Here is an 18,633-nt window from a genome sequence, read left to right on the forward strand (position 1 = left end):
GCGCGCATCCAAAGGAACCAAGCCATGCTGAAGATGCTCATCCCGCTCGCCCTGATCCTTTCCCCGGCGCTGATCCCGCTGGCCGCGAAGGCGCAGGACCGCACCAATATCGCGCGTGTCAGCTACGCCGATCTCGACCTTTCCCGTGCCGCCGATCGCAAGGCGCTCGACCGCCGGATTGCCCGCGCGCTCGACGAAGTCTGCGGCAAGGTGCGCCCCGGCTTCATCAATCCCGCGCCGGAATCGCTGCGCTGCCAGGCCGAGGCCCGGCGCGCGATCGCCACGGCGCGCGAGCAGGCGGTGGCGCGCAGCGCGGCGCCGGTCCGGATCTCCGCTGTTCCCTGATTGATCCCTCGGAACACGAAGAGGCGGGCGGCAGTGCAACGCCGCCCGCCACCCATAAGCATTGCTGATATCGATCGGCGCGATCCCGAAAAGGGATGACCGGCGCGATCCAGGCGGGTTGGGCCTGTCACGAAATTATGGTTACTCCTTCGTGAAGGAACAGGGAGGAACCCATGCGATTCGTTTGGGCACTGGCGGCGTTCGCGCTGCTCGCGGGCTGCGATGACATCAATCGCTCCGCGGACGGCAAGGACAAGTCGGACTTCGCATCGTCCGCCAATGCCGAGGCATTCGCCTCCACCGGCACCGGCTTCGACTATCGCTATGCCTATCGCCTGCCCGGCGCCAAGGTGAAGGGCGTCCTCCAGTCCAATGCCGATGCCTGCGACCGGATCGGCCCGGCGCGCTGCCGCATCCTGGCGATGCGCTACCGGGTGGACGACGGGAACAAGACCCGCGCGGTGCTCACCGTACGCATCGATCCCTCGATCGCGCGCCAGTTCGGCGATGCGGTCACCAAGAATGTCGCCGCTTCCTATGGCGTGCTGACCGATACCGAGATCACCGGCGCCGACTCGACCGCGACCGCGCGCAGCGTGGCGGTGGTCAAGCGGCTGCAGGACCAGCTCCAGAATGCCAGGTCGAGCACCACGCCCGACGCCCAGGCGCGCGCGGCCCGGCTGCAGAACGCGCTGGCGGTGATCGCCGAGGTCGAGGCCAGCCAGGGCCAGACCCTCGCCAATGTGCCGATGCTGTTCACCTATGAATCGAGCGGCGCGCTGAGCGGGCTCGGCTCGTCCGAGGCGAATTTCCAGACCGCGGGGCAGACGCTCGAGAATTCGGTCGCCCAGCTCGTCCAGCTGCTCGCCAGCATCGGGCCGTGGTGCCTGCTGATGCTCGCGGTGGTGCTGGTGCTGCGCTGGATCATCCATGGCCGCGCGATCGGCTCCGATCCCGAACCGCGCCGCGCGGAAGGCTATGACGACGGCTATCATGACGGCCATGACGGGCACGACACCCGCCCCCGTGCCGACAATCGCAACCTGATCCAGCGCTGGTTCTCCCGCGACGAAGAGGATCATCACGCCTAGGGGGTAGCGCCCCTCCTGCTCCCAGACCTCTACGCTCCCCGGCGAAAGCCGGGGCCCAGGGTTTCTCTGCCGTTCCGCTTGTGACCCTGGGCCCCGGCCTTCGCCGGGGAACAGCTTCGAATTTCCGCCTGACTGCCGACAGGCCCCAAGGCTCGGCGCAAGCCCTTCCCCTATTCCCGTCATCCCCGCGCAGGCAGGGATCCAGAGTCACTAAGCGACACCCTCGTAAACCCTGGAGCCCCCGCCTGCGCGGGGGTGACGTGGGACGCATTCCTTCGCTCCCACTCCAGAGCCGAAACCCACGCCAGCGCACCACTCGCCACAATCTCGCCCAAATTAAGGCTAAATTGTGTCTTGACATAAATCCCACCCCTATGATGGATTATGGCCAGATTGTGGCAAGGAGGGATTATGAAGCGTCTTGTTCCAGTGCTTCTGCTGGCCGGCACCCTGGCGGCTTGTTCGGCTGCCGAGAACAGCCAGACCACCCGCGCGGACGACAGTGCCGCCCAGATGTTCGAGTCGGCGGACGCGCCGGCGAGCGACGCCAAGGGCGCCGGCAAGCAGGATCAGGCCGAGAAGGTGAAGGTCAGCCTGCCCCAGCTCGCCTACAGCTATTCGCTCGGCTACCTCCTGCCCGGCGACCGGCTCGCCTCGGTTCAGGATGCGCACCGCCGGCTGTGCGAGGACATGGGTCCGGCGCGCTGCCAGCTGCTCGCCTTCGAGCGTGACGACAGCCAGGACAAATCCGGCGACGCCCTGACGAAGCTGCGCGTCGTCACCAGCGAAGCGCATCGTTTCTCCGACGCACTGGGCAAGGTCGCGGGCGATGCGGGCGGCCGCGCGACGGGGACCAAGGTCGCCACCGACGACGTCTCCAAGCAGATCGTCGATACCAAGGCGCGGATCGCCCAGCGCGAGCTGCTCGTGGCGCGGCTGACCGAAGTGCTGCGCACCCGCTCGGGCAAGGTCTCTGAACTTGTCGAGGCCGAGCGCAGCGTCGCCTCGGCGCAGGAAGAGCTCGACCAGGCCAAGGGCTGGCTGAGCGAGCTGCAGGGCCGGGTCGCGATGTCGGACTTCGAGATCCGCTATTCGGCGATCGCGCCGGCAACCAACTCCGGCAGCGTCGCCGGGCAGCTCACCGAGGCGGGCCAGGGCTCCTTCGCCAGCTTCCTGATCGGCGTCCGCGCGCTGTTGACGCTGGCGATCTATCTGCTCCCCTGGGTGCTGCTCGCCATTCCGGTAGTGCTGCTGGTTCGCCGCAAGCGCGCCAAGCCCGCCGAAGCGGCCTGACGCGGCCCGACCCGGCGGAAACGGCCGGTTCTCAACCGGCACGGCCCGACCGAACCACCAGGTCTCGACAGGGTTTCTAGGGAGGCAAGCGGGGCAGCGAAAACTGCCCCGCTTGTTTTTGCCCCGATTATGTGATGTTATATCATTTAACAATAGAGGGGAGATGCGATGCTCAGGCCGAAGCGACGGGTCCTTGTCGTGAGCGGGGGATTGGCGGCGCTGCTGGTGGCGATCACCTGCGCGATATTGCTGAACTCGACGTCGCGCCGCGTGACGCTCAATACCTATGATGTCGCGGAATCGCCGGCCCGGCCGGCACTACTGGATCGCTCGGGATCGCCCGCCCCGGCAATGAACATGAGCTACAACTATCCCGCCCCAGCCCCGGCGGTCGAACCGACCGGCGACGGCGTCGGCGCCGCTGCCATCCCGGTCGCGGTGCCGCAGATCGCGTACAGCTTCACCCTGGGCTATCGCCTGCCCGCCGCGGCGATCGCCGGTGCGCAGCAGGCGCATATCGACCTGTGCAACCGGCTCGGCCCGCGCTGCCAGCTCGTCGCGATGCAGCGCGCGAGCGGCGATGACGGCACCCAGAGCGCGCATCTCAAGCTGCGCGTCGCCAGCGTGATCGCCCAGCAGGTCTCGACCGACCTCACCGCCGCGGTGGGCAAGGCCGGCGGCCGCGCGGTCGATACCCAGATCTCGGCGGAGGACGTCTCCAAGGATCTGGTCGATACCGACGCGCGCCTGCGCCAGCGCGAGATCCTGGTCGCGCGACTCACCGACATGCTGCGCGGCCGCCAGGGCAAGGTCGGCGAGCTGGTCGAGGCCGAGCGCAGCGTCGCCCAGGCGCAGGAGGAGCTGGACCAGGCAAAGGGCTGGCTCGGCGCGCTGCGCCGCCGCGTCGCCTATTCGGACTTCTCGATCAGCTATGCCCCGGTCACCGCACCGGTGGCGGCGCCGACGCGGCAGGGCTTTTTCGGCCAGGTCGGCGACGCGATCGCCCAGTCCGGCGCCGCGGTGACCGGCACCGGGCGTACCCTGTTGCTGCTCGTCATCTACCTCGCGCCCTGGGCGCTGCTCGCCGCGCTGGCGCTGTTCACCGCCCGCCCGCTGCTGCGCCGCTGGCGCCATGCCGGATTGGGTCCCGTTAACGAGGATGCATGATTGCGCGCGCACCCCCGTTTCGTTATAGGCCGCCTCTCGCCCCGGCAGGCTCGCGGATTCCCCGCGCCGCCGGGGCAATGACTTTCCAGGGGAAAACGCACCCGATGGCACGCCGCCGGCAGATCTACGAAGGTAAGGCAAAGATCCTCTACGAGGGTCCCGAACCCGGCACGCTGATCCAGTATTTCAAGGACGACGCGACCGCCTTCAATGCCCAGAAAAAGGGCACGATCAACGGCAAGGGCGTCCTCAACAACCGGATCTCCGAGCACGTCTTCACGCTGCTCGCCGGCATCGGCATCCCGACTCACTTCATCCGCCGCCTCAACATGCGCGAGCAGCTGATCCGCCAGGTCGAGATCGTCCCGATCGAAGTCGTGGTGCGCAACGTCGTCGCCGGCAGCCTGGCGAAGAAGCTCGGCATCGAGGAAGGCACCCCGCTGCCGCGCACGATCATCGAATATTACTACAAGGACGATGCGCTCGGCGATCCGCTGGTCACCGACGAGCATATCCTCTGCTTCGGCTGGGCGAGCCAGGAAGAGCTGCACGACATGGCCGACATGGCCATCCGCGTGAACGACTTCCTCTCGGGCCTGTTCGCCGGCATCGGCATCCGCCTGGTCGACTTCAAGCTCGAGTTCGGCCGGATCTGGGACAACGACTATTCGCGCATCATCCTGGCCGACGAGATCAGCCCGGACGGCTGCCGCCTGTGGGACATGACCACCGGCGAGAAGCTCGACAAGGATCGCTTCCGCCGCGACCTGGGCGGCGAAGTCGAAGCCTATCAGGAAGTCGCACGCCGCCTGGGCCTGTTCCCGGAAGGCGAGGACTCGGCCGTGCTCGACCTCGAAAGCCACCGGAAGCGCCGGGGCAAGTAAGCCTTCCTCCACTACTGGAAACTGCTGGTCCCCGGCGAAAGCCGGGGCCCAGGGTTTCCATGTCCGTCGCCTTCGGCCCCGGGGCCCGGCTTTCGCCGGGGAAGCTGTCTAAAAAGACACGCTTTCGCCTTGCAGCGACGAACGGACGAGGCCATAGGCGCTGCCCATGAAGCTCCGCATCATCGTCACCTTGAAGAACGGCGTGCTCGACCCCCAGGGCAAGGCCATCCAGCACGCCCTTGGCGGCCTCGGCTTTGACGGCGTCGAAGACGTCCGCGCCGGCAAGATCTTCGAGCTCGTGCTCGCAGACGGCACCAGCGACGAGGCCATCGACGAGATGTGCCGCAAGCTGCTCGCCAACACCGTCATCGAAAACTACCGGGTGGAAAAGCTGTGAAGACCGCGGTCATCGTCTTTCCGGGCTCCAACTGCGATCGCGACATCGCAGTCGCGCTGGAAGCGGTGACGGGCGTGAAGCCCGCCATGGTGTGGCACGGCGAGACCGAGCTGCCCCAGGGTATCGGCCTGATCGCCCTGCCCGGCGGCTTCTCGTACGGCGACTATCTCCGCTGCGGCGCCATCGCCGCGCGCTCGCCGGTGGTGAAGGCCGTGATCGAGGCAGCCGACAAGGGCATGCCGGTGATCGGCATCTGCAACGGCTTCCAGGTCCTCACCGAGACCGGGCTGCTGCCCGGCGCGCTGATGCGCAACTCGGGCCTCAACTTCGTCTGCCGCGACGTGCCGCTGACGGTCGACAATTCGCAGTCGATCTTCACCTCGGGCTATCGCTCGGGCGAGCAGATCACGATCCCGGTGGCGCATCACGACGGCAACTATTTCGCCGATGCCGAGACGCTCGACCGGATCGAGGGCGAAGGCCGGGTCGCCTTCCGCTATGCCGCCGACATCAACGGCTCGGCCCGCAACATCGCCGGCGTGCTCAACAAGGCCGGCAATGTGCTCGGCATGATGCCGCATCCCGAGCGCCGCATCGAAGCCGCGCATGGCGGCACCGACGGCCGCCGCCTGTTCGAGGGCCTGCTCGAGGCCGTGGCGTAAGCCGCACCTCCGGGTCTCCAATCCGGACGACGCCCCGCTCCCCGGCGAAAGCCCGGGGGCCAGCGCTCCCATGCCTCGCCGCTTGTGCTCCCGGGTCTTCCCGGCCGGATGCGCGTGGGAGCCGCGGAGGCAATTCCGGCGCCGCGCACTGAAGCGGTCAAGTCACGCACCGAACAGCGGACTGAACCCCCATCCCGCCATTGCTGCCCGTGCGTGTGCGGACCATAGTGCGACAAATGATCGCCCGAATCTCATGGCGGGCAATCGATGTCGTTTCTTTGGCGACCGCGAACGAGAACATTGAAAGGGGTGGACGGGGTGCAGCCGACAATCCTGGTTTCATGGGCCCGGCGCAGCGCATTGGCGATAGCCGGCGGCCTGTCCTTGTGGATGGCCGGCGGCTGCACGCGCGGGCCACAGGGCATCGAGGCGCTGACCACCGCACCGAACCCCATCGTCCGCAGTCTCGCCAACGCCGCGCACAGCGGCGACAAGCAATCGCAACTCACGCTCGGCATCCTGCTCGAGGAGGGCGTCGTCGCGCCCCGCGACTGGCCGACAGCCCTGTACCTGTACCGCCAGGCCGGGCAGTCGCGGGGCGGCACGCTGTGGATCTACACGCCGAATGTCGGGTCCAAGGGCGGCCAGGTCATGCCCTATGATTCCGGCCCGGCGGAACCCGGCCTCCCCGAAGCGCGGGAACGCTATCGCGCGCTGCGCAAGCGGATGCGGTAATGCGCATCCCGCGCATCCCCCGAAAGCGCCTGGCCGGCATCGGCCTCCTCCTGCTGGCGATGTCGGCATGCGGCGCGCCGCAGGGGACCAGCCAGGGCAATCGCTCGGCCGAGGCAAGCGCCAGGCCCCGCTCCGCCGCCAGCGCGTCCAAGGGCAATTGCCACGTTCCGGCCGGGCCGGAAGCCCGGCGCCAGTGCGGGACCGAGAAAGTCCCGCTCGAACATCTCGGCGGCTTTGAACTCCCCGCCCTTACCCTCCTGGGCTATGGCGAGGAGGCGCAACCCATTCGCGAGGCCGTCTCGGCCTATAACCAGGTGGTGGTCAGGCTGCGCAGCGCCGCGCCCGAGGATTTCGCCGGCACCCTGGCCCGCGCGGCAACCGAAGTCCGCCGGCATCTCACCACGGTCTGCGCCATCGAAGCCCATCGCTTCCGCGGCGACGACGATTCCGTGACGACCAGAATTTTCGAACTCTACGCCTGGATCGGCTTCCGGCGATCCCTCATCCAGGGCGCGCCGCAGGACCTGCTCGAATGGAACGAGATAACCGCCCTGCCCTGCTTCACGCGGACGCGGGACTTCCTGTTCGCCGACCCTCCCGGCTTTCTCGCAGCGGGCGAGTCCGCCGCCTATGACTTTCCTTCTTACTTCGCCCGGCCGCTCGCCGCCCATTTCCATGCCGAAGGGCGCACGCTGCTCGCGGATGCGCTCTGGTATCGCGCCCAGCTGTCGGAGATGGACGATCGCAAATTCGCATGCGTCGCGGGCCCGCTCGCCCGCCAGCAGCCGAGCTTGCGCTCCGCGATGCCGGAACTCTGGGGCCGCTGCACGGCCAACGTGACCCGAGGGCAGTCCTGCCTCAAGACGCTGGGATCCTGCGGTGCCCTTGGCACAGCCCCGCCATGGCAAGGCCGGCGATGACGGCGAGCCCGCCCCAACGAAGGAGGCGGCCGCGGATAGCCCCCGCGACCGCCTCACCCCGTGACGAACCGTGATGCCGCCCCGCGCCCAATCGCGGGGTCGCAAATCAGTTGTACGCATGCTCCCCGGCCAGCGCGTCCGACGACGCAGCCAGCCCCCGCGCCGGGAAGGAGATCGGGCGCCCGCCCGAGACCGTGGTCGCGGCGCCGGTGGTGCGGAAGCGCGAAGCCTGCTCGGCCAGTGCCGAGATCTCGACGGTGAGATTACGCGCCGCGGCCGAGGTTTCCTCGACCATCGCGGCATTCTGCTGGGTCGACTGGTCCATCGTGCCGATCGCCGAGCTGATCTCGCTGATCACCGTCGACTGGGCGCGATTGTCGGTCGCCATCTGGTTGAGCAGCTCGTGCACGCCGCTGACATCCTCGGCGATATGCGCCAGCGCCCCATCGACCTTCTCGACCATCGCCACCGCGGCGACGATGTCGACCTGGGTCGCGGTGAGCTGTTCGCGGGCGCGGCCGGCTTCTTCCTCGGCGCGCATCGCAAGCGCGGAGACGAGATCGGCGACGACCGCGAAGCCACGGCCCGCCTCGCCGGCGCGGCCGGCTTCGACGGCGGCGTTCATCGCCAGCACCCGGGTCTGGAAGGCGATCTTGTCGAGGCCCTCGATCACGCTGTCGATGCCCTTGGCGCTGTCATTGACGCGGTTCATCGCCTGCACCGCCTCGTCGACGACCTGGCGGCCGTCAGAGACCGTCGCGGTCGCGCCATCGGCACGCTCCACGGTGCGGTTGGCGGCTTCGGCGGTGCCCTTCAGGCGCTGATCCATCTGGCTGATCGCTGCCGTGGTCTGCTCCAGGCTGGCGGCATTGGCTTCGGTCCGGCGGGCCAGGCTCTCCGAGGCCTGGGCGATCTCGCCCGAGCCGGTGCGGATGGCAATGGTGCTCTCGGTCACCGTGCCGAGCAGCGCGCGCAGCGACGCGAGCGCCGCGTTGAAATTGTCGCGCAGCTTCGCATAGGTAGCCGGATATTCCTCGATGATGTCGGCGGTCAGGTCGCCCTGGGCGAGCCGCTCGAGATTGCTGGTCATGCCGCGCACGATCTCGCCGTGACGCTCGGCTTCCTCATTCTGGCGGATCTGCGCCGCGGCGGCATCGCGGAAGGTGAACATCGCCTTGGTCAGGCGGCCCACGCAGTCCTGATATTCGGTGAACTGGATCGCGCTGGCGAGATCGCCGGCGGCAAGCGCCTCCATGCGCACCACGGTGGTGACATAGGGATCGGCGATCGCCTTGCGATACCAGACGCTCATGCCCGCGGCAGCCACGATGGTGGCGATGCCGACGGCCAGGGCAAGCGCGGGGAACAGCAGCAGCGTCAGCGGCGTGAGCGCGACGAGCGCCGTCATGGAGCCGAACGCTACTAGCAGCTTACGGCGGATGGGCGCGTTAGCGACGAACCAGTGCATGGGCACTCCCTCAGATCTTGCAACAAAATGTTGCTACCTCGGAGCATTATAGAGAGCCCAGTCACGGGAAACGCCGCTTCGGCAATATACGTAACAATAATTTTTGCCTTTGCGTACAATTACATAAATTACGCAAAGTTGATCGTTACGTTCGCGCCTCGACCCATTCGAGTATGTCCGCCATCACGCTTTCCTTGCCAAGATCGGCAAGCAAGTCATGGTAATGGCCCTGATAGATCTTGAGCGTCTTGTCGCTCGATCCGGCATGTTCGTAGAAGAACTCGCTGCCGTGGCAGACCGTGGCATGGTCCTCGGTGCCGTGCAGGATCATCACCGGAATCGTGATCGTATCGAATTCCTTGCGCATCCGCTCATCGGCGCGGACCAGCGCGGCCACGGTCGCGGCGGGCTGGACCTCATCCTTGATGTACGGATCGGCGTTGAGCTTCGCGACCCATTCGGGATCGCGCGAGAAATCCTCGTTCTTCAGCTTGAGCACGCCGAGATGCGGCGCGACATGGCTAAGCCCCTTGATCGCGGCGAGCGCGAAGCCGGGCGCGGGCACCTGGAAGGCGAAGCTCTCGCAGATGAAGCCGGCCAGTTCCTCCTGGTTGTCGAGCGTATAGGTGCAGGACGTGACGCCGCCGGCGCTGTGGCCGAGCAGGAAGACCTTCTTCCCCGGATGGCGCGACTTGGCGATGGCGATCGTACCGGCGACATCGTCGACATAGTCGGAGATCTTCTCGACATAGAAGCGCTCGCCGTCCGAACGGCCGCGCCCGCGCAGGTCGAGCGCATAGGCGGCATAGCCCTTCTCGACGAAGCGTTGCGCGGTCCATTCATGCTGGCCGCCATGCGAGTTCACCCCGTGGCAGATCACCACCACCGCCCGCGGCTCGCCCTCGGGCAGCCAGGAGCGGAAGAAGATGTTGACGTGGCCGGTGCTGCCGAAAGTTTCTTCCGTGGTCGCGGTCATGCTCTGCCCTCCTCAGAGAATTACGCGCGGAGGATGCCAGCGTTGTCGGGCTGCGTCAGCTACTCCTTCGGGTATTCGCAGGTGTCTCGAAGATCCTGGTGGTGCGGGCAAGGAGCACCAGCATCGCGGGCCAGAACATCGTGTTCCAGATGTCGTGCCAATTGCCCCACAGGTCGATACGGGTGCGGTAGATCAGGCTGTCGCGCAGATCCCAGGCCTCACCCAGCAGCGCCACGGCAAACACCACGGCCAGCGGCTTCCAGCTCCGCAACGGCCAGCGAAAGGCCAGCGCCGCGCCCAGGAACAGCGTGAGCCCGACATAGATGTGGAGTGCATCCTTGGCGAGCCCGACATGCTGGATCAGCCAGAACTTGGTCGATTGCAGCGGGCTCATCGCCTTACACCCGGGTGGCGAAGGGGGTGAAGTCGGTGCCTTCGTCGAACACGTCGACGCCCTCGCGGCGCTTGAGGAAGCCGACGACGAGATAGGTGACCGGCGTGAGGATCACTTCCCAGGCGACCTTGAGCGCCCATTGGGTGAAGAGCACCTGGATGACCAGGGCGGTGGTCCAGCCCTCGGCGCCCAGGAAGGCGAGCGGGTAGAAGATCAGGCTGTCGATCCCCTCGCCCGCGATGGTCGAGCCGATCGTGCGGCTCCACAGCATCCTGCCGCCGGTCCAGATCTTCATGCGGGCGAGGACATAGGAATTGACGAACTCGCCGGCCCAGAAGGCGCAGACCGAGGCGAGGACGATGCGCGGCACCTGGCCGAAGATCGTCTCGTACGCGGCCTGGTTGCCCCAGCTCGGCGCCGGCGGAAGTGCCACGACCACCCACGACATCAGCGCCATGAACAGCACCGCGCCGGTACCGGCCCAGATCACCCGGCGGGCGCGGGCATAGCCATAGACTTCGGTCAGCACGTCGCCGATCACATAGGAGACGGGGAAGAACAGGATGCCCGCGCCGAACGGCCAATAGTCGTTGTAGACCGGCAGCCAGATCTGCGAGACCTTGCCCGCGCCAAGCACGTTCGACAGCAGGATGATCGCGACGAACGCGGCCATCACGAAGTCGTAATAGCGGAAATGCCCGCCGCGCAGCGTGTTTGCGGCGACCTGCGCCGGCTTCCCTTCCCCCTGGCTCATGGCGGCATTTATGATCCCGGTTCCGCTGCCGCGCAATCCACGCTAGGGAGCCCCGGCGCGCGTCCGTAGCTCAGTTGGATAGAGCACGTGCCTTCTAAGCTCGTGGTCGCTGGTTCGAATCCAGCCGGGCGCGCCAATTTCCTGTTCTTCGCCCGTCCTCCGGAAGTCTTCATGCTCGAAATCTGCATCGACACGCTCGCCGGGATCGACGCCGCCATCGAAGGCGGGGCGGACCGGCTCGAGCTTTGTGCCGCGCTGGCCGTGGGCGGGCTCACTCCGCCTCTCTCGCTGGTCACCCGCGCCGCCGCCGCGCCGATTCCGTCGCACCTGCTCTGCCGCCCGCGCGACGGCGACTTCTGCTATGGCCCGGCCGAAGCCGCGATGGTCGCCGACGACATCCGCCTCGCCGCCGAGGCCGGGCTGGCCGGCGTGGTGATCGGCGCCAGCGCCGCCGACTACCGACTCGACGCCGAACTGCTCGCATCCTGGGTCGCCCATGCCCGTGCCGAAGGTGCGAAGGCCGGGCGCACGCTCAGCCTCACTCTCCACCGCGCCTTCGATCTCGTCCCCGATCCGCTCGAAGCGCTGGAGACCGCGATCGCGCTGGGCTTCGACCGGATCCTCACCTCGGGCTGCGCGCCCCGCGCCGCCGATGCGCTCGACACGCTCGCCGCCCTCGCCCGCCAGGCCGAGGGCCGCATCCGCATCCTCGCCGGCAGCGGGATTGACGCGACCAATGCCCGTGCCATCCTCGCCACCGGCGTGCCCGAGATCCACGCCTCGTGCCGCAGCCCCGGCGGCACGCCCGGCGAGGCCGAGCAGCGCTTCGGCTTCCAGACCGGCCCCGGCCTGCACACCGACCCGGAAAAGGTCGCCGCGCTGCGCCGCATCCTTGCCGACTATAGAACCTTGAACAGTACCAATATATGACTTATCACTGCCCGCTTCGATAGTAAGCGGGGGTATGATGGCGGCTGACGAACACCTGACGACGACGACGACCGTCACGCTGATGGAGTCCGAAGCGGCCGAGGCGCCCGAGGCCGTGCGCCGGCTGGTCGCCGCGAACCAGGCAAGCTTCGCCGCGCTGGCCGAGCGGCTACGGGCCAACCCGCCCGCGCGCATCGTCACCTGCGCCCGCGGCTCGTCCGACCATGCCGCCAGCTACGGCAAATATCTGATCGAGACGCTGATCGGCATCCCCGTCGCCTCCGCCGCGCCCTCCGTGGCCTCGGTGTTCGCCGCACCGGTCACGCCCGGCTCGGCGCTGTGCATCGCGATCTCGCAGAGCGGCCGCAGCCCCGACCTGCTCGCCACCGTCCGCGCCCACCAGGCAGCCGGCGCGCATGTCGTCGCCTTCGTCAACGACGAGACCTCGCCGCTCGCCGAGATGGCCGACACGCTGATCGGCCTCAAGGCCGGCCCCGAGCGCTCGGTCGCCGCGACCAAGTCCTACATCACCGCGCTCGCCGCCTTCGTCGCGCTGGTCGCCGAATGGGCCGAGGACGACGCCCTGCGCGCCGCGCTCGACACCCTGCCCGCCCAGCTCGAAACCGCCCGCGACCTCGACTGGAGCGACGCCGTCCAGGCCTTCCGCGACGCGAACAACCTGTTCGTCATCGGCCGCGGCTACAGCTTCGGCATCGCCCAGGAAGCCGCGCTCAAGTTCAAGGAAACCTGCGGCCTCCATGCCGAGGCGTTCAGCGCCGCCGAGGTCCGCCACGGCCCGATGGCGATCGTCGGCCCGGGCTTCCCGATTCTCGCCTTCGCCACCTCGGACACCGCCGGCGACAGCGTCCGCGAAGCCGCCACCGAGTTCGCGTCGCGCGGCGCCCGCATCTGCCTGGCCGACGCCAAGGCGAGCGGCAGCCTGCCCGGCATCCCCGGCCATCCCGCGATCGAGCCGATCCTGATGGTCCAGAGCTTCTATCCGATGGCCAATGCGCTCTCGCTGGCACGCGGCCATGATCCCGATCGCCCGCTCTACCTCAAGAAGGTGACCGAGACGCGATGACCGTGTTCGCCTTCACCAACGGGCATATCGTCACGCCCGGCGGCATATTGGAACAGGCAGCCATCGAGGTCATCGACGGCCGCATCGCCGGCATCACGCCCGATGCCGCGGCCGATACCGCCATCAACCTCGACGGCGGCTGGATCGTCCCCGGCTTCATCGACACCCAGGTCAATGGCGGCGCCGGCGTGCTGTTCAACGATTCGCCCGATGTCGAAGGCATCGCGGCGATCGGCCGGGCGCATGCGCGCTACGGCACCACCGCCTTCCTGCCGACGCTGATCAGCGACACGCCCGAGATCGTCGCCCGCGCGCTCGACGCGACCGACGCGGCGATCGAAGCCGGCGTGCCCGGCGTCATCGGCGTCCATATCGAAGGCCCGGTCATCAGCGTCACCCGCAAGGGCATCCACGACGCCGACAAGTTCCGTCGCCTCGACGCGGACTTCCTCGCCTTGCTCACCCGCCCGCGCCGCGGCAAGGTGATGCTCACGCTCGCGCCCGAGATGGTCTCGCTCGAGGATATCGCCACGCTCCACAAGGCCGGCGTGATCCTCAGCATCGGCCATAGCGACGCGGACTATGACACCGCCAGGGCGGCGATCGCCGCGGGCATGACCGGCGTCACCCACCTCTACAACGCGATGTCGCCGCTGCTCCACCGCGCCCCCGGCGTGGTCGGCGCCTCGATCGAGGATCAGGCCATCTATTGCGGCCTGATCCTCGACGGCTTCCACGTGCACGACGCCCCCGTCCGCATCGCGATGCGCGCGCGCCCGCTCGATCGGTTCCTGCTGGTCACCGACGCGATGCCTTGCGTCGGCGCGGACGTGGCCGAGTTCGACCTGCACGGCCGCCGCATCCTGGTGGAAGGCGGGCGCTGCCTGGGCGAAGACGGCACGCTTGCCGGTTCGTCGCTCGACATGGCCGGCGCCTTCCGCAATGCTGTCAACCGCATCGGCCTGTCGCATGCCGATGCCGCGATGATGGCCGCGACCAGTCCTGCCGCCTTCCTGGGCCTGGGCGACGAGCGTGGGGCACTTGCCCCTGGCCTCGTCGCCGACTGGGTCCAGCTCACCAGCGACCTGATGCCCGCGGGCACCTGGATCGCTGGCAACCGCATCGCCTGATCTCCGGGAGACAAGCCCTGCCCACGCACTCGCCGCCGCCGCTCGACGAAACTCTCGCGGGGCGCATCGCCATCGTGTCTCCGCTGGCCGGCTGGCTGTCCGGCCTGGACGAGGTTCCCGATCCCGTCTTCGCCCAGCGCATGCTGGGGGACGGCGTCGCGATCGATCCCACCGGGGACTGCCTCCACGCCCCGTGCGGCGGCGAAGTCACGGTGCTTCAGCCCAGCGGCCATGCCGTGACGATCCGCACCGCCCAGGGTGCCGAGATCCTGATGCATATCGGCCTCGACACCGTGGCGCTGAAGGGCGAGGGCTTCAGCCCCTGCGTCGCCGTCGGGGACCATGTCGCGGCCGGCGCGCCGCTGATCCGCTTCGATCTCGATGCGATCGCCTGCGCCGCCCCGTCGACGATCACCCCGGTGCTGCTGCTCGAGACCCCCGGCTTCGCGCTGGTCCGCAGCCGCGCGGACGGCCCGGTCCAGGTCGGCGACGCGATCTTCGCGCTCGAACCCCAGGCTGGCACTGCAGCCGAAACCATCAAGGCTAGCGGCGAGACCGTCGAGCGCACGATCATCGTGCCGCTCGCGCACGGCATCCACGCCCGCCCCGCCGCGCGCATCCGCGATCTGCTCGGCGAGCATGCCGCCGATGTCACCATCACCAAGCAGCAGCGCAGCGCCAATGCGCGCAGCCCGGTCGGCCTGCTCACGCTGGCGATCGGCTATGGCGACGAGATCCAGATCCTCGCCACCGGCCCGGACGCCGCCGCCACGGCCGCGGCGCTGGCCGCCCTGATCGAAAGCGGCATGGGCGAGAAGGGCCATGGCCCCGCCCCCGTCGCCGCGCCGGCAGCTCCCGTCGTACAGGCTCCGGCCACCCTCCCCGCCGACGGCATCCTCACCGGCGTCACCGCCGCTCCCGGCCTCGCCGTGGGCCAGGCCCGCCGCTTCCGCCTGCCCGAGATCCAGGTCGACACGACCAGCAAGGGCGCGGCCGAGGAACAGGCCCGGCTCGACGCCGCCTGCGCCAGCCTCACCGCGCGCCTCGATGCCGAGATCGGCCATGCCGCCGGCCCGCAGCGCGCGATCATCGAAGCGCACCGCGCGATGCTCGGCGATGCCGACCTTCGCGCCGGCGCCGCCAAGGCCATCCAGGATGGCGCCAGCGCCAGCATCGCCTGGCGCGCCGCGATCGCGCCGCAGGTCGAAGCGCTCGCCGCATCGGGCGACGCGCGCCTCGCCGAGCGTGCCGACGATCTGCGCGATCTCGAACGCCGCGTGCTGCTCGCCCTTTCCGGCGCCGAGGAAGCCCCGCTCACCTTCCCGCCGAACACCATCCTGATCGCCGATGACCTGCTTCCGTCGCAGGTGACCGCGATCGATCCGCGCCAGGTGATCGGCCTCTGCGTCGAGCGCGGCGGCCCGACTTCGCATGCCGCGATCCTGGCCGCGAATATCGGCCTGCCGATGCTCGTCTCGCTCGGCCCGGTGCTGCGCCAGATCGCGGAGAACACGCCGCTGATCCTCGATGCCGGCCTCGCCCGGCTCCAGGTCGCGCCTGCCGAGGCCGCGCTGGAGGAAGCCCGCCGCGAAGTCGCCGAACGTGCCGCGCGCCGTGCCGTGGCGCTCGCCGCCGCCGCCCGGCCCTGCCACATGGCCGACGGCACCCGCATCGAAGTGTTCGCCAATCTCGGCTCGCAGGCCGATGCCCGGATCGCCATCGCCAATGGTGCCGAGGGTTCGGGGCTGCTGCGCACCGAATTCCTGTTCCTCGACCGCGAGACCGCGCCGAGCGTCGATGAACAGGCCGCCGACTATCAGGCGATCGCCGATACGCTTGCCGGCTGCCCGCTGATCGTCCGCCTGCTCGATGTCGGCGGCGACAAGCCCGCGCCCTATCTGCCGATCCCGGCGGAGGAGAACCCGGCGCTCGGCCTGCGCGGCATCCGCGTCGGCTTCGCCCATCCGCAGCTGCTGGAAGACCAGATCCGCGCGATCCTGCGCGTCCAGCCGATCGGCCAGTGCCGGATCATGATTCCGATGATCGCCGGGGTTGATGAGCTGCGCCGCGTCCGCGAAATCCTCGATCGCGTGCGCGCCGAGCTCGGTATCACCGAAAAGGTCGAGCTGGGCGTGATGGTCGAGACCCCGGCAGCGGCGGTCACCGCCGATCTGCTCGCCGCCGAGGCGGATTTCCTCTCGATCGGCACCAACGATCTCACCCAATATGCCCTGGCGATGGATCGCGGCAATGCGAGCGTGGCGAGCGCGATCGACGGGCTCCATCCCGCCGTGCTGCGCCTGATCGCCGACACCTGCAAGGGTGCCGCAAGCCGGGGCCGCTGGACCGGCGTGTGCGGCGGGCTCGCGTCCGACCCGCTGGCGGTGCCGATCCTGATCGGCCTCGGCGTGACGGAACTGTCCGCCACCGCCGCCATCGTCCCCGAGATCAAGGCGCTGGTGTCCGAGCTCAAGCTCGACGCCGTCCGAGCCCATGCCCAGGCCGCGCTTGCCTGCGCAACCGCCGCCGATGTCCGCGCTCTTGCCCGGGAGTTCACCGCATGAAGTCGATCCTCGAACTCCTCCAGCCGCTGGGCCGCGCCCTGATGCTGCCGATCGCAGTGCTGCCGGTCGCCGGCCTGCTGCTGCGCCTCGGCCAGCCCGACCTGCTCGACATCGCCTTCATCAGCGCCGCCGGCGATGCGCTCTTCTCGCACCTCGGCCTGCTTTTCGCGATCGGCGTCGCCACCGGCTATGCCCGCGACGGCAACGGCGCCGCGCCGCTGGCCGGCATCACCTGCTTCCTGGTCGCCACCGAAGCCGCCAAGGTGCTGCTCACCGTTCCGGCCGACGTCACCGCCGGCATGGACGGCCCGCTGCTCGAGCTGACTACCGCTACGTGGAAGGCCAAGGCGATCGCGCGGCTCGACGTGCCGATCGGCATCCTGTCGGGCCTGATCGGCGGCAATTTCTACAACCGCTTCTCGACGATCAAGCTACCGGAATATCTCGCCTTTTTCGGCGGTCGCCGCTTCGTGCCGATCGTCAGCGGCTTTGCTGGCGTCCTCATCGCCGGCCTGATCGGCCTGTGCTTCGCCCAGCTGAGCGCCGGGATCGACGGGCTTGGTCACGGCATCACGGGCGCGGGCGAGATCGGCCTGTTCCTGTTCGGCCTGATCAACCGCCTGCTGCTCGTCACCGGCCTCCACCACATCTTCAACAATGTGTTCTGGTTCGTGCAGGGTGATTTCCACGGCGCGAACGGCGATCTGCGCCGCTTCTTCGCCGGGGATCCGACTGCCGGATCGTTCATGGCCGGCTTCTTCCCGGTGATGATGTTCGGCCTGCCCGCCGCCTGCCTCGCCATGTACCGCGCAGCGCGTCCGGAGCGGCGCAAGGCCGTGGGCGGCATGCTGTTCAGCCTCGCGCTCACCTCGGCGCTCACCGGCGTTACCGAGCCGATCGAGTTCAGCTTCATGTTCCTCGCGCCGGCGCTGTTCGCGGTGCACGCGGTGCTCACCGGCATCGCGATGGTGGTGATGGACCTGCTGAACGTGAAGCTCGGCTTCGGCTTCTCGGCCGGCCTGTTCGATTACGTGCTGAACTTCGGCAAGGCGACCAACCCGTTGCTGCTGATCCCGGTCGGCATCGTCTATTTCGCGCTCTACTACGGCATCTTCAGCTTCGTGATCCGCCGCTTCAACCTGCAGACCCCGGGCCGCGAGCCCGAGGCTGCGGTGGCGTCCGCGTCCGTCGCCACCACCGGCGTGCGCGGTGCCGACTTCGCCGCGGCATTGGGTGGCGGCGCGAACATCACCAGCGTCGATGCCTGCACCACCCGCCTGCGCCTGATGGTCAAGGACCAGGCCCAGGTCGATGAGGCCGCGCTCAAGGCGCTCGGTGCGCGCGGCGTGATCCGTCCCTCGGCCAATGCGCTGCAGGTCGTGCTCGGCCCGATCGCGGACTCGGTCGCGGTGGAGATCCGCGATGCGCTGGCGATGGGCGGTGTCGTTACCGCTGCCGCGCCGGTCGCGGCGCTGTCCGGGCAGACCGTGCTGACCCCGGCCGCGCTGGCGGCGCTGGGCGGCGCGGACAATGTCCTTGGCGCCCGCCTGCTCGGCTCGCGCCTGCGCGTCGAGCTGTGCGAACCGGCCAAGGCCGGCGAGCCGGCGCTGGCGGCACTCGGCGTCCGCTCGGTCGCGCACCCGTCGGAAGGCGTGGTCCATCTGCTCCTCGCGCCCGATGGCGCAAAGGCGCTGGTGGCGGCGTAGAACCCCTCCGCTCCCCGGCGAAAGCCGGGGCCCAGGGTTTCTATGCCCCGGAGCTAGTTGAAATGTAGGATTTCACCTGCTTCCCTGGAGCGGCCGGCATCAAAACCGGCCGCTCCTTGATTCCGTCGGAAGC

18 protein-coding genes and 1 tRNA gene are annotated in these 18,633 nt (G+C 68.5%); 15 read left to right on the top strand and 4 right to left on the bottom strand.

Annotated features, from left to right (window positions below; all coding sequences use genetic code 11):
• The first annotated feature begins 24 nt into the window (after positions 1-24).
• From O3305_RS05905 to O3305_RS05945, 9 genes are all read left to right on the top strand, one after another.
• A complete protein-coding gene (locus O3305_RS05905) occupies positions 25-345 on the top strand; it encodes a UrcA family protein (protein WP_269575554.1) in 321 nt (106 codons plus the stop codon).
• A gap of 173 nt (positions 346-518) precedes the next feature.
• Positions 519-1,436, top strand: a complete 918-nt coding sequence (locus O3305_RS05910) for a hypothetical protein (RefSeq protein ID WP_269575555.1) — start codon at positions 519-521, stop codon at positions 1,434-1,436.
• A gap of 411 nt (positions 1,437-1,847) precedes the next feature.
• Positions 1,848-2,729, top strand: coding sequence for a DUF4349 domain-containing protein (locus O3305_RS05915; RefSeq protein ID WP_269575556.1), 882 nt, complete (start codon positions 1,848-1,850; stop codon positions 2,727-2,729).
• Positions 2,730-2,927: 198 nt separating this feature from the next.
• Complete coding sequence (locus O3305_RS05920) at positions 2,928-3,896, top strand: DUF4349 domain-containing protein (RefSeq protein WP_269575557.1); 969 nt, start codon at positions 2,928-2,930, stop codon at positions 3,894-3,896.
• Between the two features lie 104 nt (positions 3,897-4,000).
• Positions 4,001-4,780: a phosphoribosylaminoimidazolesuccinocarboxamide synthase gene (gene purC, locus O3305_RS05925; protein ID WP_184165459.1), complete on the top strand. Its 780-nt coding sequence runs from the start codon at positions 4,001-4,003 to the stop codon at positions 4,778-4,780.
• Positions 4,781-4,946: 166 nt separating this feature from the next.
• A complete protein-coding gene (gene purS, locus O3305_RS05930) occupies positions 4,947-5,177 on the top strand; it encodes a phosphoribosylformylglycinamidine synthase subunit PurS (protein WP_184165456.1) in 231 nt (76 codons plus the stop codon).
• Entirely contained in the window at positions 5,174-5,839 is a 666-nt protein-coding gene (gene purQ, locus O3305_RS05935; protein WP_269575558.1) for a phosphoribosylformylglycinamidine synthase subunit PurQ, read from the top strand. Before purS ends, purQ begins: the two co-directional genes overlap by 4 nt.
• A 318-nt stretch (positions 5,840-6,157) precedes the next feature.
• The gene (locus O3305_RS05940) at positions 6,158-6,574 is read left to right on the top strand and encodes a hypothetical protein (RefSeq protein ID WP_269575559.1); all 417 of its coding nucleotides are present in this window, start codon (positions 6,158-6,160) and stop codon (positions 6,572-6,574) included.
• Positions 6,574-7,494 (top strand): hypothetical protein, encoded by a 921-nt coding sequence (locus tag O3305_RS05945; RefSeq protein ID WP_269575560.1) that lies wholly within the window; start codon positions 6,574-6,576, stop codon positions 7,492-7,494. The genes O3305_RS05940 and O3305_RS05945 overlap by 1 nt, the downstream gene beginning before the upstream one ends.
• A gap of 106 nt (positions 7,495-7,600) precedes the next feature.
• Here the strand turns inward: O3305_RS05945 and O3305_RS05950 are convergent, their stop codons facing one another.
• The 4 genes from O3305_RS05950 to O3305_RS05965 all read right to left on the bottom strand — a co-directional run bounded on the left by O3305_RS05950 (position 7,601) and on the right by O3305_RS05965 (position 11,086).
• Positions 7,601-8,902, bottom strand: coding sequence for a methyl-accepting chemotaxis protein (locus O3305_RS05950; protein ID WP_269575561.1), 1,302 nt, complete (start codon positions 8,900-8,902; stop codon positions 7,601-7,603).
• A gap of 205 nt (positions 8,903-9,107) precedes the next feature.
• The gene (locus tag O3305_RS05955; RefSeq protein ID WP_269575562.1) at positions 9,108-9,938 is read right to left on the bottom strand and encodes an alpha/beta hydrolase; all 831 of its coding nucleotides are present in this window, start codon (positions 9,936-9,938) and stop codon (positions 9,108-9,110) included.
• 55 nt (positions 9,939-9,993) lie between these two features.
• A complete protein-coding gene (locus tag O3305_RS05960) occupies positions 9,994-10,332 on the bottom strand; it encodes a hypothetical protein (RefSeq protein ID WP_269575563.1) in 339 nt (112 codons plus the stop codon).
• A gap of 4 nt (positions 10,333-10,336) precedes the next feature.
• Positions 10,337-11,086 carry a queuosine precursor transporter gene (locus tag O3305_RS05965; protein WP_269575564.1) on the bottom strand — a complete coding sequence of 250 codons (750 nt, stop codon included), beginning with the start codon at positions 11,084-11,086 and terminating at the stop codon, positions 10,337-10,339.
• A 59-nt stretch (positions 11,087-11,145) separates the two neighbouring features.
• Between O3305_RS05965 and O3305_RS05970 the strand changes: the two genes are divergently transcribed.
• The 6 genes from O3305_RS05970 (at position 11,146) to nagE (ending at position 18,500) form a co-directional block, all read left to right on the top strand.
• A tRNA-Arg gene (locus O3305_RS05970) sits at positions 11,146-11,222 on the top strand.
• Positions 11,189-12,016 (top strand): copper homeostasis protein CutC, encoded by an 828-nt coding sequence (locus tag O3305_RS05975; RefSeq protein ID WP_269575565.1) that lies wholly within the window; start codon positions 11,189-11,191, stop codon positions 12,014-12,016. Before O3305_RS05970 ends, O3305_RS05975 begins: the two co-directional genes overlap by 34 nt.
• A 37-nt stretch (positions 12,017-12,053) precedes the next feature.
• Complete coding sequence (locus O3305_RS05980) at positions 12,054-13,100, top strand: SIS domain-containing protein (RefSeq protein WP_269575566.1); 1,047 nt, start codon at positions 12,054-12,056, stop codon at positions 13,098-13,100.
• Positions 13,097-14,230 (top strand): N-acetylglucosamine-6-phosphate deacetylase, encoded by a 1,134-nt coding sequence (gene nagA, locus O3305_RS05985; RefSeq protein ID WP_269575567.1) that lies wholly within the window; start codon positions 13,097-13,099, stop codon positions 14,228-14,230. Before O3305_RS05980 ends, nagA begins: the two co-directional genes overlap by 4 nt.
• Positions 14,231-14,313: 83 nt before the next feature.
• On the top strand, positions 14,314-16,794 hold the full coding sequence (gene ptsP, locus O3305_RS05990) for a phosphoenolpyruvate--protein phosphotransferase (RefSeq protein ID WP_269576468.1): 2,481 nt from the start codon (positions 14,314-14,316) through the stop codon (positions 16,792-16,794).
• Positions 16,791-18,500 (top strand): N-acetylglucosamine-specific PTS transporter subunit IIBC, encoded by a 1,710-nt coding sequence (gene nagE, locus O3305_RS05995; protein ID WP_269575568.1) that lies wholly within the window; start codon positions 16,791-16,793, stop codon positions 18,498-18,500. Before ptsP ends, nagE begins: the two co-directional genes overlap by 4 nt.
• The last annotated feature ends 133 nt before the right edge of the window (positions 18,501-18,633 follow it).

It is taken from the genome of Sphingomonas sp. NIBR02145, assembly GCF_027359115.1.
In the GTDB taxonomy this organism is placed as follows: Bacteria; Pseudomonadota; Alphaproteobacteria; order Sphingomonadales; family Sphingomonadaceae; genus Sphingomonas; species Sphingomonas kyeonggiensis_A.